We start from the raw sequence: 18,582 nt of genomic DNA on the forward strand, positions 1-18,582 counted from the left end.
GGGCGTTGAGCCTTGGTGTTCATGCCACGAGAGGAAGTCCCAGTGAGTGTTCGTCGAGCGATCATCGAGAGCGACCCATCGACGTTCAACGTGACGCAGTTCTGCAAGGACCACGGCGTGTCGACGTGGTTCTTTTGGGATCTGCGACGGCGGTATCGACGCGAGGGCGACGTCGTGTTGGAACCGAAGTCGCGTGCTGCGCACACGGTGGCCAACCGGACACCCTCGAACGTCGAAGAAGCAGTCATCGCCGAGCGCAAGCGGTTGGCCGACGTCGGCTTGGACGCCGGGCCGGCAACGATCCGGTTCCATCTCGCTGACCTGCCCGGTGTGCCGTCAGAAGCGACGATCTGGCGGATCCTCAAGTCACGCGGGTTCATCGAGGCCGATCCCTCCAAGCGTCCCAAGCGCGGCCATCGCAGTTTCACTGCTGAGCGGGCCAACGAGTGCTGGCAGCTCGACGACACGGCGTGGCAACTCGCCGACGGCACCGACGTGAAAGTCCTCAACGTCATCGACGACCACTCACGTCTGCTCGTGGCCTCGAGCGCCATGGTGACGTGCACCGGTGCCGCCACGCTGGCCGCCCTGGCGGCGGCCGCTGCGGTGCTGGGCTGGCCGGCACGATTCTTGTCCGACAACGCCCGCGCCTTCTGCCACGTGCTCGCCGACGCACTCGCCAAGCTCGGTGTCCGCGCCGGCCACTCCCGGCCGTCCCACCCCCAGACCTGCGGCAAGGTCGAACGCTTTCACCAAACCCTCAAGAAGTGGCTCGCCAAACAGCCACCGGCGACCACGATCGACGATCTGCAAACCCAACTCGACCTGTTCCGCCTGATCTACAACCACCACCGCCCCCACCGCTCGATCGGCCGACGGTTCCCTGCCGACGTGTGGGCCACCGCAGCCAAGAGCGGCCCCGCCGACCAGCCGATCGGAACCCCGACCCAGACCTACAACGCCACCATCAGCGGCGGCCGCGTCGATGTCAGCCGGAACCTGCGGATCACCGTCGGAGCCGCCTACAACGGACTCCCCGCCACCGTCGTCATCACCGCCGACACCGCCCACGTCTTCATCGCCGGCCACCACATCCGCCGCCTCGCCATCGACCCCACGAAACGCAACCAACCCCTCTACGACCGACCCGGACCACCACCAGCACCTACCATCAACCCCACCAAGAGGAAAGCCCCGCGACATGCGTGAGGGAAGCCCCGCGACACGGCAGTGTCGGAAACCGTCACGCATCGACCCCCGGAAACGTCGCCTCGATTCGCACCGACCTCGAGACCCCGAGGTTTGTGACGGAGGATGCGACAACCGCAACCGGCGTCACAAACCTCGACCGTCGCGTCGTCAGACCACCGACGGCGGCACTCCAGCTTCACGAGCAGACATCCGTGCCGCAGCACGGCATCACACCCGTCCTGACGCACAGGTCCAGCACGAGCGCCCGCACACGCGATCAGTGAAGTACGAAAACCGCCGGCCGCCTCTGCCATCATCGGTCGGTTGCTGTTCTCCACCCCTCGACCTGAACGCGCCGGCCAGCGGCGGCCGCTGACCACCGTCGTCTGCCTGATCGTCGCCATCGCCGTCCTCGCCGGCTGTCAGCTGAACGTCGACGTCGGCGTGACGGTGAACGCCGACGGCACGGGCGAGGTCGCCGTGACCGCCGTCGTCGACGCCGACGTGGTGGCGCAGGCACCGGGGCTGGCCGGCGCCCTCCAGCTCGCCGACGCCACCACCGCGGGGTGGGCGGTCGACCCGCCGACGGCAACCGAGGACGGCGGGCTGTCGGTCTCGCTGCGTCACCCGTTCACGTCGGTCGAGGAGGCGACGAGTCTGCTCAACAGCCTCGGCCCGCCCTTCAGCGGTCTCTCCATCGGCCACGTGATCACCGACGACGACGTCACCGTGACGGTCGCCGGGTCGCTCTCGCTGCCTGGCGGGACGTTCGACGCCTTCGCCGACGCCGAGCTGGTGGGCGCCGTCGGCGGTGTGCCGTTCGCCGCCCAGCTCGCCGCCGCCGGGGCGACGCCGGCGTCGTCGATGACCGTCGAGCTGTCGCTGCGCCTCCCGGGCGACGTCGCCGAGACCACCGGCGACGAGCGCGATGGAGCGATCGTCTGGGAGGCACCGCTCGACGGTTCGGCGGTCGACCTCACGACACGGTCGGTGCTCAGTGCCGGCGGTGGCGGAGGCGGCGGGAGCCTCGTGTCGACGATCGCCCTCGTGGCCGGCATCGCCTGGCTCGTGGCGGGCGGCGTGCTGATCTGGCGGGTCGTCCAGGCCCGCAACCGTCGCCGCAGCCGGGCGCTACGCCGCTTCTACTGACCGCCGAACCGTACCGAACGAAACCGGCCGGTACCGAGCGACCGGCCCCTGCGCTCCGGGCGAAGTCCGGTGCCCCCGAGATGGCAGGATCGCGTGATGACCACCGACCGCATCGAAGTGCAGCGCATCATCCGGGCGACGCCGGCGGCGATCTTCAAGGTGTTGGCCGACCCGCAGGGTCACGTCGCCATCGACAGCTCGGGGATGTTGATGTCGGCGACGGGCGATCCCGTGACCAAGGCCGGCGACAGCTTCGTGGTGCACATGGATCGCGAGTCGCTCAACGACTACCCGCTCGGTCTGTACGACGTGACGGTGACGATCAAGACGTTCGAGCAGGACCGCGAGATCGCCTGGACCATCCTCGGCCAGATCCGCCCGCAGATCGGCCACGTCTACGGCTACCGCCTCGAGCCCCACGAGGAGGGCACGCTGGCGACGTCGTACTACGACTGGTCCGAGATCGACCAGACCTGGCGGGACGCCAACATCTTCCCGGTCGTCCCCGAGTCCGCCCTGCGGGCGACGCTCGGCATCCTGGCCCGTCAGGTACAGCCGCCCCAGGAACCCCGGCCGCCCAAGTCCGACTAGTGCCGTGGCCATGAACGGTCGCCTCGTCCACGGCGAGTCGGGGGCGTCGCTGGCAAGGCGCGGCGACGACGTGCCTGCCTTGCCCAACCACGAGGAGCAGCAACGCAACCAGCGGCGTCATCCGGCCGTCGTGGCGTGCGAACGTTTGTGGTCACGGCTCTAGGCGCCGGCGGCGAGCACCGGCGCCTGCCGGGATGCCGTGCCTGGCGAACCGGCGAGCGCCACACATCGCTCGTAACGACCGGGGAACTCCCGGCGGACCCGCTGTTCGAGACGGGCCACGACTCCCGGCTCGCGCTTGGTGTCGGCGATCAGGTGCGTGAAGCCGGCCTCGATCGCCGTGGGCTCGTCGCCGGCGGCCGCCCACGTCGGGAACAGATAGCTGATGGGCGTCCGGTGGTGCTCCACGCACGCGGCCAGCAGGTACTGCTCGAGCGTGATGGTGAGGGCCTGTCGCTCCGGCAAGGCGGCGAGCCCGGCGGCGTTGCCCGGATCACCGATCAGGCGCAAGCCGGTCTCGGCGTAGTGGCGCAGCAGCCGTACGTCGTTGCCGCCGACGATGCCGCAGCACTCACCTCGAGGCACGACTCCCGGCCGGCGGTACCAGTCCCACTCGGGTGGCAGCCAGCCGCCGGTGGCGGTGAGGGCCGTCTCGATCAGTTCCGGCTTGTAGTACGTGCTGCCCGGTTCGTAGGCCTCGGGGTTCTGGGCGAACACCGCCGCGCCGGTCAGCCGGTCGGGCAGGGCGTTCCACAGGAAGACGTCGGGATCGAGGTGGACGAACGGTTCGGACTGCTCGGCGATGGCGACGAGCTTGCCGACCGTCCACCACGAGCGGTCGGCGGCGCCGAGACGATCGAGCGACAGCGACACGTCGTCGAACTCCAGGCCGAGTCCGTCCACCAGCAGCTCGGCGCCGACCGCATCGGTGACCAGGGCCGTGGTCTCGTGATGGCGGCGGGCGCACTCGAACGACAGGACCCAGGCCAGGAGGTGGTTGCGCTCGGTGCCCCAGGCGTTGGCCCGGGCCAAGGCGAACGGGGCGGGCCAGAACGACCAGACGGCTCTCATGCCGGCGCCCTCAGACCAGCGAGGCGCCGACGGCGGCCACACCCGCGACGCCGACCCCGTAGGAGTACGAGTAGGACGGCATCCCGCGGGGCGGCACCTTCACCGGTTGGCGGGGCGGCGGGTCGGCGGGCAGACCTCCGGGGATCGGGCGAAGCTGGCGCTGGGCCGCCCGGGTCGACGCCACCCGCAGCGGTCCGCTGGAGATCGCCTGCGTCTCGAAGGCCACCTCGATGCGCGTCAGGCCGGAGAAGTCGATGCCGTCGACGTCCTGGAGCTCCCAGTCGCCGGCGACGCCGCGGCCCCACAGGCTGAACGGCGGCTGGGCGCGGGGGTTGGCCGGCGGAGTGATCCGGGCGACGACGCCGTCGGCCGTCGCCTCGCAGGCCACGTGCACGTGCAACGACGGGCTGGTCATCGATTTGATCACCCCGTCGCGGCGACGCACCACGCTGCGCCCGAGCTGGCGAAGGCGGATCGACTGGGTCGCGGCACCGACGCCGGCGACGGCCTCGGTGACGATGGAGGCGCCGCGCAGCACGATCGTCACGCCGTCGAACTTCACTTCGTGGAGCTGCGAGCCGTCCTCCTCGAAGAGGTCCTCGATCGCGATCGAGAACCCCATCCGTCCCGACGCCCGCAGCGGACCGAGCAGCGCGGCGTCGGTCGTCGAGAACGACAGCGTGACGGGGCTGCGGCTCTGGCCGCTGGTGTTCTCGAGTTCCTCGACGAGGCCCGACCAGGCGATCAGCTGGGGCGCCCGGGCGTCGAGGTCGTCGGCGATGCGCTTGAGCCGGTCGCGGACCGGCAGGATGCGGTCGATGTCGGGGTGGAGATAGCCGGCGTCATGTCGCACGGGAGCCACGGGGTCCTGGGCGAAGTAGATCTCGCGGGCCCGCTGTGTGCGGAAGACGTCGGCCGACAGCGCATCGAGCAGCCGACGGACGGCGACGAGGATTCGTTCGACCGCGGCGTCGGCGCTCACCGTGATGCCGTTGCGGATGTCGGCGGCCAGCTTGTCGGCGGCGGCGATGTCGGCGTTGATGCCACCGATCTCGGCGACCGCCGCGGTGACGCCGAGCTGGGCCTCCTTCTCCATCTGCGTATTGAGAGCGACCTGCCGCTGTTGGAGGAGGCTCTCGCGCTGGGCTTCGGCGAGCTTGGCCACCAGCGGATCGGAGTGGGTGGCTTTGATGCTGTCGAGGTCGGCGATCAAGGCGCCGATGTCGAAGATCGACTTGCCCGCCTGACCGACCTCCTTGATGCTCTTCACGAACGGCTTGAAGTCCGAGCTCGACAGGGCCTTGCTGACGTCGCCGACGAGGTCGAAGAGGTCGGTCGACGTCGAGCCGATCTCGCTCAGCGCGGCGAAGCCGCTGCCGATCTGAGCGAATGCGCCGACCCCCGTGGACACGCCGATCGCCGCACCGGCGACCTTGCTGCCGACGTCGATGACCTGCTTCATCAGGGCGAACGGGCCGGAGTTGGCGGCGTTGTTGGCCTCGATCTGGGTCCGGAGCCCGCTGATCTGGCCGTCGATGTTCTTGGCTCGCGCCTTGGCGAGGTCGGTCCCCGACACGGCGGTCTTCACGGCCTCCTGGGCGTGGGTCTTGCGGGCGTCGGCGGCACCGAGGGCGTTGCGGCTCTTGTCGGCCTGCAGGGTGACCGTCGAGGCGATCGTCGATTGGACGTCGCCTCCCGTGGCGATCGTCTGGGCCCGTCCGAGCAGGTCGAGGGCCGCATCGAGGAAAGCGCCGCTGCGCTGCGCGGCGAAGGCGACATCGGGGACGACATCGAGATCGCGGGGCACACCGGAATACGTCACGTGCTCGAACAGTTGCTGGAGCAGGACCCGGGCGCGCGGGGCGAAGGGATCGCTGCCCGGCCGCTTGAGAAGCACCTCGAGGTGACGCCTCGCGGCAGCGAGGGAGTCGACGGTTCCTCTGCGGTACTCGTACTCGGCGACCCGTAGGCGGTGACCGGACCAGGTGGTGGCGATCCCGGGTGCGGCGAACTCGGCCGCCCAGCGCGCCCACAGCTCGGCGGGGTTGGCGAAGGGCCGACGTTCGGCGAGGCCCGCGCGACCCGGCGTGCCTGCCGGACCGGGCTTGCCGTTCGGGGCCTTGGGCACACCGAGGTCTTCGTAGCCCGCGCCGCCCTTGCCGCCGGCGCCACCCGGGCCGCCGGCGCCGCCTGGGGCAGCGACGCCCGGCGACACCGATGCCGTGGCGAACCAGACGCGCACGGTGCCGCCGTCCTCACCGGGTCCGCCCGGCTGGCCGTTCTTGCCGGCGGTCGGCGGGCTGACCAGCCGCGGTTCGCGGATGTCCGGATCGGAGGGATCGGCGATGACCATGCGGACCTTGGCGGGCAGCCCATTGGCGCCGGGCGCACCTTGCGCGCCGCGACGCCCGCGACGGGTGACCACGAGCGGTCCTTCGATGCGCTCGGCGGCGATGCGCACGGTCCGCTTCCCCGAGTCCGGGATGTCGAAGGACTGTGGGCCCGCCACGAAGAGCTTGTCGGCGGCCAGGTTGAGGTTGCGGTCGGGGACGGACTGCACCGTCATCTCGCGGGCGCACACCGTGAGCGTCTCCGTGCTCCCGAGACCCAGCTGGGCGTAGGTGCGGTCGAGACCGGCGGCGCTGACGCCGTCGCGGCGGATGATCACGGTGTCGAAGAACAGAGCGGGCATGGGAATCTCCTCGGCGGTGGGGACGACCCGACGAGTGTTCTCAGACCGGCGCGGACCGCGCTTGGAGACGACCGGGAGAACCTCTGGAGATCGCCGGGCCAGCCGGCTCAGGCGCCCGCGGCTTACGAGTACTGGTCGAGGATCGCCGACTCGGTGACTCGCTGCAGCGTCTCTTTGATCGAGATCGCCAGCTCGCCGTCGACGCCGTCGATGGCCATCAGGTCGCCGACCGTCGCTCGCTGGAGGCGGGCGAGGCCGCCGAAGTGGTCGGCGATCTTCGACGCCGAGTCCTCGGGCAGCGTGTGCACCCGGTTGAGCAGGCGCAGTCCCTTGGGCGCGACGTCCTGGTCGAGGTCGCCGACCGACATGCGGTCGCCGTCGCCCCGGAACATCGCGGCGGCCGACTTGACGTCGAGCACCTCGTCGTCGGACAGCGTGGCCATGGCGGCCAGCGTGTCGGCGGCCGATCGGCCGGGCGGCAGGTAGTCGGCGACGACCAGCTCGAGCTCGGCATCGATGTCGCCGTAGAGCTCGTCGAGCTGCAGACGCAGCAGCCGGGCCTCGACACCGAGCTCGATGATCATCGTCTCGATCTCCTCGGCGATGCGGTTGACCATCTCACCGCGCTGCACGACGGTGACGACATCGCGGAGCGAGGCGGCGTCCTCGAGCTCGGCCGACGTGAGGTTGAGCAGGGCGTCCTCGAGCTTCACCTTGTAGCGCTCGAGCGTCTGCAGGGCCTGGTTGGCCCGGTCGAGCAGGCGGCTGATGTCCTGCAGCATGTGCTTGGAGCCGCCGGCGTAGAGGTTGATGACGCCCATCTCCTCGCTGGCCGACACGACGGGCACGCCGAGCGACCGAGCGACGCGCTCGGCGGTGCGGTGGCGGGTGCCGGTCTCGCTGGTGGGCACCGTCGGGTCGGGAACGAGGTGGACGTTGGCCCGGGCGATGCGGTCGCAGTTGGCGGACACGATGATGGCCCCGTCCATCTTGGCCAGCTCGGAGAGCCGCTGCGGGCTGTAGGGGGCGTCGACGAGGAAGCCGCCCGAGCAGATGGCGAGCACCTCGGGGCCGTCGTCGATGACGAGCAGGGCCCCGGCCTTGGCCCGCACGACCCGGTCGAGCCCGGCGCGAAGCGGCGTACCGGGTGCGACCAGGCCCAGCGCATCACGCATCCCGTCGTTGGCCGGGCGATAGCGGATGGGCATGGCCCGATTCTACGAGCCCGCCGGGGCCGCCCGGTGCGGTCGGAGCCGATTCGGCCGCTTGGAAGTGAACCTGGCGTCAGCCGGAGCGAACGGCCAGCGCCGCGGGCATGACGACGGAGACGGCGGCGCCGATGGTGTCGACGGCGATGTTGTGAATGCCGTCGACCGTCGGGGCGTCGCGAGGGACGAGTGCCCGCCGGTAGCCGAGGCGGGCGGCCTCCGCCAGGCGCCGCGGGGTCTGGGCGACGCGGCGGATCTCGCCGCCGAGACCGATCTCACCGATGGCGACGGTGTCGCGGGGGACCGACTGGTCGGCGATTGCCCCGACCACGGCGAGCGCCACGCCGAGGTCGGTGCCCGGTTCATCGACCTTGGCGCCCCCGACCGTGGATGCGTAGACGTCGAGATTGGTGCTGGGCATGTGGAGCCGCTTGTCGATGACGGCGAGCAGCATCGCGAGGCGGCTGTTGTCGAGGCCCTGGGCGTGACGCCGGCCGAAGGCGTTCGGCGGGATCGACACGGTGAGCGCCTGGATCTCGACGAGGAGCGGGCGCTGGCCCTCCATCGCCGGCACGACGACCGATCCCGACACGCCCTTGGCGCCGTCGGACAGGAACAGGTGCGACGGGTCGGGCACGCCCTCGAGCCCCTCGCCGGTCATCTCGAACAGCCCGAGCTCGTTGGTGGAGCCGAAGCGGTGCTTGACGGCTCGCATCAGGCGCAGCGCATGGTGTCGCTCGCCCTCGAACGACAGCACGGTGTCGACGACGTGCTCGAGCGCACGCGGACCGGCGAGCGACCCCTCCTTGGTGACGTGGCCGACGAGGATGACGGCCACACCGCGGCGCTTGGCCTCGGACACGAGCTGCTGGGCGCACTCGCGCACCTGGTTGGGCGACCCGGGCGACGAGGCGATGCGCTCGTCGGCGATGGTCTGGATGCTGTCGATGACGGCCAGCGTGGGCTGCACCTCGTCGAGAGCGGCGATGATGCCCCGCATCGACGTCTCGGCGGCGATCCACAGGTGCTCGGCGGCGCCGTGGCCCAACCGCTCGGCCCGGGCCTTCACCTGCTGCGGGCTCTCCTCGCCGCTGACGTACAGCACCGGCCCTGGCCAGCCGGCAGCCAGCTGGAGGACGAGCGTGCTCTTGCCGATGCCCGGCTCGCCACCGAGCAGCGTGACCGAACCGGCGACGAGCCCGCCTCGTCGTTGCGCCTGCGGATCGCCGGAGCTGCCGAGCACACGGTCGAGCTCGTCGATGCCGGTGGGCTGCGCCGCCGCCGACGCGGCATCGACGGCGTCGAGGCGGGTGAGCGGGGCGATCGCCGGTTGGACGCGAGCCGCCGGAGCGGACGGCTCGACGGTCTCCTCCACGAGGCTGTTCCAGGCGCCGCACGTGGAGCACTGGCCGACCCACTTGGAGTGCGGCGTGCCGCACTCGACGCAGGACAGCACGGTGGTGGTGCGGCTGGCCCGACCGGCTCGGCCCGGGCGCTCGGCGATCGACATGGGCCCATCATGCACGAGCGGTGCTACAGAGTTCTCTCATCCGAGTACCGAACGGCCCGATTCGGGACCCTCCATACTCGGGCGACCTTCAGTACTCGGATGAAAGGACGGGCGGGTAGGCGACCGAGCGCCAGCGAGGGAGCCGGCACACGCGGCCTGCGTGGCCGAGGAACGCAACACGCACGGCGAGATCCAGCGAGCGAAGCGAGCTCCCCGAGGTCCGAGCGCGTAGGCGACCGAGCGCCAGCGAGGGAGCCGGCACACGCGGCCTGCGTGGCCGGGGAACGCACAGCCAGCGCGATACTTCGGGCATGCGTGTGCCGATGACCGTCAACGACTTCCTGCGCCGGGCTGAGCTGCTCTATCCCGACCGCATCGGCATCGTCGACGAGCCCGATCAGCCGGCACCGTCGTGGGGATCGCTCACGTATCGCGAGGTCGCCGAGCGGGCCCGGGCGATGGCCGCCGGCCTCGACGCCCTGGGCATCGGCGTCGGCGAGCGGGTGGCGATCGTCAGCCACAACTCGTCCCGACTGATCACCGCGTTGTTCGGCGTGTCAGGTTCGGGACGCATCCTCGTGCCGATCAACTTCCGCCTCGTCGCCGAGGAGATCCGCTACATCGTCGGGCACTCCGGTGCCCGCGTGCTGCTGATCGACCCCGAGCTCGACGCCGCCCTCGCCGACGTCGCGTGCGAGCACCGCCTGGTGATCGGCGACGAGTCCGACGGCGTGCTGCTGCGGCCCGGCGTCGAGCCGGCGCCGTGGGACGCCGACGAGAACGCCACGGCCACCATCAACTACACGTCGGGGACCACCGCCCGGCCGAAGGGCGTGCAGCTCACGCACCGCAACCTGTGGACCAACGCCACGACGTTCGGCTGGCACATGGGTGTCAACGACCGCGACGTCTACCTCCACACGCTCCCCCAGTTCCACTGCAACGGCTGGGGGATGCTCTACGCCGTGGCCGGCATGGGTGGCACGCAGGTGGTGCTGCGCAAGGTCGACGGCACCGAGATCCTGCGCCGCGTCGAGCAGCACGGCGTGACGCTGATGTGCGGCGCCCCCGCCGTCGTCAACATGGTGCTCGACGCCGCGGCGAACTGGGACGGCCCGATCCCCGGTGCCGGAACCACGCGCATCGTCGTCGCCGGGGCGCCGCCGCCCACCCGCACGATCGAGCGCGTCGAGACCGACCTCGGCTGGCAGTTCAACCAGATCTACGGCCTCACCGAGACGTCACCGCTGCTCACGATCAACCGCCCGCGGGCCGAGTGGGACGACCTCTCCCCGGCCGAGCGCGCCGTCAAGCTCGGCCGCGCCGGCGGCCCGGCGATCGGTTGCGAGATGAGCGTCGACGCCGAGGGCGAGGTGCTGGCGCGCAGCAACGTGGTGATGGACGGCTACTGGGACCAGCCCGACGCCACGGCGACCGCCATCGTCGACGGCTGGTTCCACACCGGCGACGGCGGCCGGATCGACGAGGACAACTACGTGATCATCTCCGACCGCAAGAAGGACGTGATCATCTCCGGCGGTGAGAACGTGGCGTCGATCGAGGTGGAGGACGCCATCTTCCAGCACCCCGACGTGACCGAGGTGGCCGTGATCGGCGTGCCCGACGAGAAGTGGGGCGAGCTCGTCACCGCCCTCGTCGTGGTCACCGAGGGCAGCTCGCTCACCGAGGACGACGTGATCGCGTGGACCAAGCAGCGCCTGGCCGGCTACAAGTGCCCCAAGCGCGTCGAGTTCCGCACCGAGTTGGCCCGCACCGCCACGGGCAAGCTGCAGAAGTTCAAGCTCCGCGAGCCCTTCTGGGCCGGCCACACCCGCCAAGTGAACTGAGCTTCTGGGCGCGAATCGTGCCATTCGCGCTCCTGGGCGCGGATCGTGACGGTCAGCGTCACGATCCGCGCCCAGATCGTTCGTGGTCGGGTCAGGTGCTGGAGCCGACCGTGTCGACGGCGAGCTGCTTGAGGCGCTTGTAGTCCACCTTGCCGTTCACCGCTCGTGCGATCGACTCCACGATCACCAGGTGCCGCGGCGCCTTGTAGGCGGCGAGCTTGGAGCTGACGTGGGCCTTGAGCTCCTCGAGCGTCGGCGTGGCGTCGCCAAACGGCTCGACCACGGCGGCGATCGTCTCGCCGAAGCGGCTGTCGGGCACGCCCACGGCGACGGCGTCACGCACCGACGGGTGGGTCTTGAGCGCCTCTTCGACCTCTTCGGGGAACACCTTCTCGCCGCCGGTGTTGATGCACACCGAACCCCGGCCGAGCAGGTGGATCGTGCCGTCGGCGTTCACCTGGGCGAAGTCGCCCGGGATGCTCCAGCGGCGCCCCTCGTACTCGCGGAACGTCGCCGCCGACTTCACCGGATCCTTGTAGTACCCGACGGGGATGTAGCCGCCGACGGCGACCATGCCGATCTCGTCGGAGCCGGGTTCGACCCGCCGGCCGTCCTCGGTGAACACGGCGTTGTTGTCGGTCTGCATGAAGCGAGCGGTCTGCTCGGCCACGCCGGCCGCCGACACGTTGGCACCGAGGCCCACGGCCTCCGACGAGCCGAACGAGTCGTAGAGCAACGTGGTCGGCATGTGGCGCAGCAGCCCGGTCTTGTTCTCCTGGCTCCACATCACGCCCGACGACATGATCACCAGCAGCGAGCTGAGGTTGTGGGCGCCCGGGTTGGCCTCGAGGTAGTCGAGCATCGGGCCGGCGAAGGCCTGACCGACGATCGAGATGCCGGTCACCTTGCGCGCCTCGACGGTGGCGAACAGCTCGGCGGGATCGAACCTGCGCCCGGCGAGGGAGACGACGCACCCGCCGTCGGCCATCGCCATCAGGGCCGAGAACTGTCCCGTGCCGTGCATCAGGGGGCAGGCGACGAGCTGCACCGGCGGCACCTTCTCGGCCGCCCGCTCACCGACCTCGGCGACGCTGGTGGCCGGGGGCAGTCCGGCGACGATGTTGCCGCCGGCGCCGAGCACGTTGAACAGGTCGTCCTGACGCCACATCACGCCCTTGGGCATGCCGGTCGTGCCGCCCGTGTACAGGAGGAGCAGGTCGTCGGATGTGCGCTTCGGCGCGGGCACGTCGGCAATCTCGCCGGTCACCACCGCCTCGTAGTCGACGGCCCACTCCGGCACCGGCGAGGCATCGGGGTCCTGGGCCCGCACGGCATACCAGCGCTTCACCTTGGTGAGGTCGCCGCGGATGCCGTCGAGCAGCTCGGTGAACGCCGTGTCGAAGATGACCGCCTCGGCGTCGGCGTTGTCGAACAGGTAGTAGATCTCCTGCGGCCCGTAGCGGTAGTTCGTGTTCACCGGTGCGAAGCCGCCCTTTAACGCCCCGACGAGGCCCTCGAGATACTCGACGCCGTTGTAGAGGTAGTTGGCCACCTTCGACTGGTGCACCAGCCCGGCCGAGGCGAGGTCGGCGGCCAGCGCCGAGGCCCGCCGGTCGAACTCGCGCCACGTGATCACACGGTCGCCCTGGATCTGGCAAGGTCGATCGGGTACCGCCGCGGCGACGGCCTCGTACACGTCAGCGATGTTCCACTCGGTCGTCATGCCGGGCGACGGTAGTGGAACGGCCCGCCATGGCAGCACGCCGGAGGTCGGTTACGCGCGAATCAGCCGGCGAGCAGGTGGTCGGCGTGGTCGCGGAACCACGTGGCCCGCCAGCGCAGGTTGGGGACGACGCCGGGCTCGGCGCGGCTGCCGAGGAACTCTGCGGTGTCGTCGAGGACCAGTGCCGCTGCCGCCGGCAGTCCGGCGACCTGCTCGGACGACATCCCGTAGCCACGGACGACGGCAGCGAAAGCGGCCGCCGTGGCAGCCTCGCGTCGCGGCAGATCGTGGGCGTCGGGACGGGGTCCGCGCACGTACAGGGCCACCAGCGCCGCCGGATCGCACAGCGGGTCACCCGGCCCGGCGAACTCCCAGTCGATGAGCGCCGCCACGTCGGTGCCGCGATAGACGACGTTGGGATAGCCGGGGTCGCCGTGCGTCCACGTGGCCCCCGGCACCGGCAGCGGGCGCTGCGGCTCGGCACCGTCCGGCGGCCGGAACGACGCCGTGGCCTCGTGCAGGCGGGCGAGCAGGGCGGCGAGCTCACCGAGCCGCACCGCGTTCTCGGCGTCGTCGGACTGCCACGGCGGCTGGCGGTACACCTGGCCGCCGACGTACTCCAGGATCTGTCGCCCTTGACCGTCGACGCCGAGGAACCGCGGCGCGGCGGAGAATCCGACGTCGTCGAGATGGACCAGCAGCGCTTCGACGACGTCGGATCCGGGGTTGCGCGGGCGGCGCACCGTGGCGCCGATGCGAACGACGGAACCGGCGTTGAGGAATCCGACGAGCGGCTCCTCGTTCACGCGGGTCTCGTTCGTGTCGCTCGACGGCATCCACCCAGCCTGCCCGATCGATCTCACTTGGAGAGGAGTTGCTTCCTCAGGAGGACGAGTTTCTCGGCGGGTTCGCCATCGCTCCACGGGTCGGCGTTCAGCACCCGCTCGTAGGCCTCCCACTCGACTCGGACTCCGGAGAGGTCGCCCCGTTCGGCGTGGGCGCGCATGCGAACGCCGATCAGCGACTCCTGACCGGGGAGCACGTTGAGCCCCTGACCGGTCGCCCAGAACACGCCGTCGACATCGCCCGCGTCGAGCGCGAGGCGGGCGTACTCGGCCGTGACCGACGTCGTGAGCAGCACCAGGTTCGACGTGAGGCCCTCCACGTCGGGCCACAGGTACGACGTGCCGGCGAACGGCATCCCACGTACGAGCTCGACTGCGGGGCGAAGCAGCGCCAACCCCTCGGAGCCGTCAACGCCACGAGCAGCGGCCAGCGCAGCCCGCACGATGTCGATGTCGGCCACCACCCCGTCGTGCAACGACAACTCGTCGGTCATCGTCCGGCGCAGCCACTCATCACCTTCGGGCGGGTCGACGTGCCGGCCCATCACCCGCCGGGCCTCGGACACGACGTTGGCGAAGGTGGCATCGCGCACGTCGAGATCCCACAGCGCCGTGCGGGCGCCGCTGCGCGTGGCCCGGTCCCGGTGGGTGACGATCCAGGCCAACAGCTCGAGCGTCTTGGACCGCTCGAACCGGGCCGCCCGGCCGGCCCCGTCGATCAGGTCGACGGGGCCGAGGAGCCGCACGACCAGCGACGCTGCGGGCTGCGACGCCTGCCCCGAGCCTGACGGCGCAGGCGATGGCGGCGACGGCGACGCGCCGTTGAGCGCTGCTCCGCACTCGGCGACGCCGGGACCGCGGCCATTCCCCTGGCGACCAGTCCCGTCTCCGGCGGCGCCAGGACCGTGGCCATTGCCGTTGCTCGGCACGTCAAGGGTGACGCCGTTGATGCCGGGCACCGCCGACCCGCGATCGTTCCCCGTCTCGGCGATCGTGATCGGCGCCAACGCCAGGTCCGACGCTCCGGCCGCGACGTCGACGACCACGACGTGAGCGGCGGAGTCCGGCGTCCCGGCGTCGAGCAGGTCGTGAATCACCCGGCCGGGACCAACGGCCATCGCCTCATCCGCGTCGACCGATCCAGCCGACGCCACAGGCGGCGGGGCAAAGTCGACCGTGACCGCCGCCGGCACTGCGACGGCGTCGGCCAGGTCGTCGAGCGACGCGCGGTCGAGTCCGACGGGACGGACCTTGATCCCCAACGGATCGAGCAACCAGGTGTCGCCGGCCGGTCGCAGCGTCGACGCCGCTCCGACGACCGGGCCGCCGACGACGAGCGCCACGCCGCGACGCGACATCACGTCCCGCAACACGTGCGGTGTCAGCTCGTCCGCGGCCGACGTAGCGACCAGGATGACGGCCGGTTCCCAGGTCTCACCTCCCGTGTGCCGGGAGCGCAGGGCGAACGTGCTGCGCTGCGCCGACGCCGTCGGCCCCACCAGCGTGGCCGCCAGCTCCACCGCCTCGTCGACGGTGCCGGCCGAGTGCGCCTGCCGGTGGTCGAGGAACGCCGCATCATCCACGCCGACGCCGACGAGGTGCGCCACTTCGGCGAACTCCGAGCTCGCCAACCCCGTGGCGATCGCCCGGACGATGTCGTCGGACGACTCCGGATCGGCGTCGATGGCGATCACGCCGAACGCCTCGAGGTCGACGAGCACGTCCCTGCCCTCGTCGTCGACGCCGATCTCGGTGAGGGCGACGCACGGGACGCCGACGGTCCTCGACGCCACGGCGAGGTCGTCCACCGCGACGTCGGCGGCAAGTGTCCACCGGGTGCCGGCGCCCGACCACGGCTCGGGCAGGGTGACCGCAGCTGTGGTGACGAGTTCGATCGAGCCGTCGGATGACGAGCACACGGCGGCGATCTGGCTGGCGGTGTCGGCCATCGTCGCCGCCGCCGCCCGAACGGCGATGTCGAGACGCAGCAACCGGTCGGCCGCGCTGACACGACGCAGCTCGCGCTCGACGGCGGCCGCAGACGCACCGGGCAGCGGGACCCGCGCCGGCGGCTCGGCCGATCGCAGTCGCGCGCGGCGACGGGCGGCGATGAGGGCGACGATGCCAGTTGCGATGAGCGCCGCCTCGCCGAGCCCGATCGGCGAGGGCGACGACCGCCTCGGTGACTCCGCGGCGTCGCCCGACGCGTCGCCACCGGCCGGACCGAGCGGGACGTCGGTGCTCGTCGGCGCCTCCACCGTCGTCGGAGGCGGAGCGGACTCCGGAGGATTCGGCTCCCGATCGTCAGAGCTGCCGGTGGCGGCGACCTCTTCGGCGTTCTCGGCCACAGCACCGACGGCGACGTCCGCCGCGGCCGTCGCCGTCTCGACGATCGCCGATGCCGCCTCGGCGACCGGCACCGCGAGCTCGGATGGTGAGGGCGTCGACAGCGCCGGATCGAACAGCCAGACCTCGTCGCCGGGGTGCAGCATCTCGCGGTCGTCGTAGCCGAGCCGGGGTGCGTTGAGATCGATCAGGTCGAGCATCAACCCGTAGACGACGGTGCCGTGGGCCCCGTCGTTCCCGTGGAGTCGCACCGCTCGCTGCTCGGCGATCCGCCAGTAGGAGTCGCCTGCCTCGACGACATGGACGTGGGCTCCGGTCGCTGATGGCTCACCGCGGTCGTCGACCGTCTCGTCGCCGCTCGTCGACACTCCGACGTCGACGTCCGTCGGCGGCGTGACGAGGCTCACCAGGTCCCCGGGCTGCAGCATCGCCGGCGTCGGGTGACCGAGCCGCGGGGCGTTGTGCACCATCAGGGCCTCCGTGTACGCAGCAACGGCGCTCCCCGAGGCGCCCGGCCCGAGCCGCCCCTCGGCGATCGCCCAGTAGCTGTCGCCCGGCCGGACCCGGTACTGCTCGACCTCGTCGAGCGACCCAGCGGGCTCGGCGTCGGCAGCAGGCACCACGTCGGTATCGGCAGACGGCGCCGCGTCAGCCGGTGTGGCCATGCCGGATCCATCAGGCACGGGAACCACTGGGATTCCGGCACCACCGTCCAGCCACTCCGCGGGCGCAGCGGCACCAGCTGTCCCGGCCGTCCCGGCCGGGAGTCGTAGGTCCCAGCCGGCGGAGAGCTTCCATGCGGCCGTCCAGATCTCGCCGCCGGGACCGACGGGTCGGTTCTGGTTGAGCTGCCAGATGTCGATCCAGCGACCAGCGTCGCCGAGGGTCCGCAGAGCGAAGGTCTCGGCGGACTCTCCTGGGAGTACGCGTGCGTGGCCTGCCGGGACGGCCCGCTCCACGGGCATCGCGCTGGCGGTGTCGATCGTCTGAACAGCGCTGATCGTGAACGGCAACGGCGACGGCATCGCCCCGGCCGACACGAAGTTCGCCGAGAGCGACGACACCGCCGTCAGCCCGGCGGCGATCCACCGGGACAGTCCGGCGAACAGCCGGAAGTGGGGCCAGCGCCGACGGTTCCCGGTGGCCGCCTCGACGACGGATCCGACGATCGACAGCGCCATCGCCAGCCAGAGCAGCCAGGCGACGACCAACAGGACGCGGACGGCGATCGGCACGATCTCTGTCACCGTGAGGCCCCGCTCGAAGTACTCGCCGATCGCCTCGCCGGACCCGATGGCCGGGATCGGATGGCGACGGTCGAGCACCGCCGTCGCACAGACGATCAGCAAGGTCGGGATCCCGACGAGGGCGACGATCGCGGCCGCCAGGCCGGAGGAGAATCGCGTCCAGGCTCCGGGTGCTCGGGTGGACCGACCGGGAGCCGAACCCCGCCAGGACCGCGTGGACCCACCCATCAGGGTGCCTCTGTCCCGATGCCGGTAGCCGCGGTGGCCGAGGCCTGCGACGAGACCGTGCGCGTGGACATGATCGGGAACCACGGGTCGACGGTGGCCGAGATCCGAACGGTGACGCGATCGCCGTCGACCGACACGGACGAGATCGATGCGCCCGATCCGGACACGAACGCCGCGGCCGCAACCGAGGCCGCGGCCTGCGCACGGCCAGGATCGACGGCGATGCCCCCGCCGCTCCGCAAGAGCTGAGCGTCGACCGCGTTGGCCCCGGCCCGAGCGGCCTCGAGTGCCATCGTGTCGGTCTGACGATGCGTCGACATGATCCGCGCGGTGTCGACGAGGACACCGATCCCGGCGAGCGTGAGCGTGCCGAACAGCACGATGAACGCAGCCACGTACCCGGCGCCTCTGTCGTCGCGCCACGACGGCCCCGATCGGTCGGCGACCCGCGACGTGCCGCGGCGACCGCCGTGGCGTTCCGGAATGTCCGCGCTCACGGTGCTGGCCGCGGCCCTCATCGGTCGTACCCGCGATACGAGTCGATGGTGGATCGCGCCGACCCCGACACGGTGCGATCGGCCGCGCCGATCGAGGCGATCCCCGAGATGTGGCAGGTGACCGTCACGTCGACCACCCCACCCGCGTCCCAGGTGGTGGCCGACACCGAGACGGACGGTCCGCCGGTGCAGCTGGTTCCCGCCGCGGCCAGTGTCGCGACAGCCGCGGCGTGCGCCGCCCCCTGCGCCGCGGCCGCCGACCGTTCGAGCGACGCGGCGCGGGCGGCGACCGCCGCCGCCTGGGTGACTCCTTCGGCGGCGACGCCTTGGCGACCGAACATCACGAACACCAGCACGGCGCCGAAGGCGAGCGGCACGATGACGATGATCGCCGCGACGTCCGCCGCACCGCGCACGTCGCGCCTCACTCGGGCCAA

Annotated in this window: 14 protein-coding genes; 5 read left to right on the plus strand and 9 right to left on the minus strand. The window is 71.2% G+C overall.

Going from position 1 to position 18,582, the window contains the following annotated elements; translation table 11 throughout:
• Positions 1 to 42 precede the first annotated feature (42 nt).
• The 4 genes from DN771_RS08030 to DN771_RS29385 all read left to right on the plus strand — a co-directional run bounded on the left by DN771_RS08030 (position 43) and on the right by DN771_RS29385 (position 3,094).
• A complete protein-coding gene (locus DN771_RS08030) occupies positions 43 to 1,209 on the plus strand; it encodes an integrase core domain-containing protein (RefSeq protein ID WP_162941693.1) in 1,167 nt (388 codons plus the stop codon).
• Positions 1,210 to 1,515: 306 nt separating this feature from the next.
• A complete protein-coding gene (locus DN771_RS08035; RefSeq protein ID WP_116996846.1) occupies positions 1,516 to 2,340 on the plus strand; it encodes an LppM family (lipo)protein in 825 nt (274 codons plus the stop codon).
• A 96-nt stretch (positions 2,341 to 2,436) separates the two neighbouring features.
• Positions 2,437 to 2,931, plus strand: a complete 495-nt coding sequence (locus DN771_RS08040; RefSeq protein WP_116996847.1) for an SRPBCC family protein — start codon at positions 2,437 to 2,439, stop codon at positions 2,929 to 2,931.
• Positions 2,932 to 2,941: 10 nt separating this feature from the next.
• Positions 2,942 to 3,094, plus strand: a complete 153-nt coding sequence (locus DN771_RS29385) for a hypothetical protein (RefSeq protein WP_162941694.1) — start codon at positions 2,942 to 2,944, stop codon at positions 3,092 to 3,094.
• On the opposite strand, the gene DN771_RS08045 is transcribed toward DN771_RS29385, so the two are convergent.
• The 4 genes from DN771_RS08045 to radA form a co-directional block, all read right to left on the minus strand.
• Entirely contained in the window at positions 3,091 to 4,002 is a 912-nt protein-coding gene (locus tag DN771_RS08045) for a DUF6734 family protein (RefSeq protein WP_162941695.1), read from the minus strand. The genes DN771_RS29385 and DN771_RS08045 overlap by 4 nt on opposite strands.
• Positions 4,003 to 4,012: 10 nt before the next feature.
• Positions 4,013 to 6,694, minus strand: coding sequence for a hypothetical protein (locus DN771_RS08050; protein ID WP_116996849.1), 2,682 nt, complete (start codon positions 6,692 to 6,694; stop codon positions 4,013 to 4,015).
• Between the two features lie 122 nt (positions 6,695 to 6,816).
• A complete protein-coding gene (disA, locus tag DN771_RS08055; RefSeq protein WP_116996850.1) occupies positions 6,817 to 7,902 on the minus strand; it encodes a DNA integrity scanning diadenylate cyclase DisA in 1,086 nt (361 codons plus the stop codon).
• Positions 7,903 to 7,978: 76 nt separating this feature from the next.
• Positions 7,979 to 9,412, minus strand: coding sequence for a DNA repair protein RadA (radA, locus tag DN771_RS08060; RefSeq protein WP_116996851.1), 1,434 nt, complete (start codon positions 9,410 to 9,412; stop codon positions 7,979 to 7,981).
• Between the two features lie 311 nt (positions 9,413 to 9,723).
• On the opposite strand from radA, the gene DN771_RS08065 reads away from it, so the two are divergent.
• Positions 9,724 to 11,259 (plus strand): AMP-binding protein, encoded by a 1,536-nt coding sequence (locus tag DN771_RS08065; protein ID WP_116996852.1) that lies wholly within the window; start codon positions 9,724 to 9,726, stop codon positions 11,257 to 11,259.
• A 91-nt stretch (positions 11,260 to 11,350) separates the two neighbouring features.
• Here the strand turns inward: DN771_RS08065 and DN771_RS08070 are convergent, their stop codons facing one another.
• From DN771_RS08070 to DN771_RS08090, 5 genes are all read right to left on the minus strand, one after another.
• Positions 11,351 to 12,982: an acyl-CoA synthetase gene (locus DN771_RS08070; RefSeq protein WP_116996853.1), complete on the minus strand. Its 1,632-nt coding sequence runs from the start codon at positions 12,980 to 12,982 to the stop codon at positions 11,351 to 11,353.
• 62 nt (positions 12,983 to 13,044) lie between these two features.
• Entirely contained in the window at positions 13,045 to 13,818 is a 774-nt protein-coding gene (locus DN771_RS08075) for a phosphotransferase family protein (protein ID WP_116996854.1), read from the minus strand.
• Positions 13,819 to 13,841: 23 nt separating this feature from the next.
• Positions 13,842 to 17,648: an AfsR/SARP family transcriptional regulator gene (locus DN771_RS08080; protein WP_116996855.1), complete on the minus strand. Its 3,807-nt coding sequence runs from the start codon at positions 17,646 to 17,648 to the stop codon at positions 13,842 to 13,844.
• Entirely contained in the window at positions 17,648 to 18,166 is a 519-nt protein-coding gene (locus DN771_RS08085; protein WP_116996856.1) for a hypothetical protein, read from the minus strand. Before DN771_RS08085 ends, DN771_RS08080 begins: the two co-directional genes overlap by 1 nt.
• Entirely contained in the window at positions 18,163 to 18,573 is a 411-nt protein-coding gene (locus DN771_RS08090) for an ATP/GTP-binding protein (RefSeq protein WP_162941696.1), read from the minus strand. Before DN771_RS08090 ends, DN771_RS08085 begins: the two co-directional genes overlap by 4 nt.
• Positions 18,574 to 18,582 lie beyond the last annotated feature (9 nt).

The organism is Desertimonas flava (assembly GCF_003426815.1).
Lineage (GTDB): Bacteria > Actinomycetota > Acidimicrobiia > Acidimicrobiales > Ilumatobacteraceae > Desertimonas > Desertimonas flava.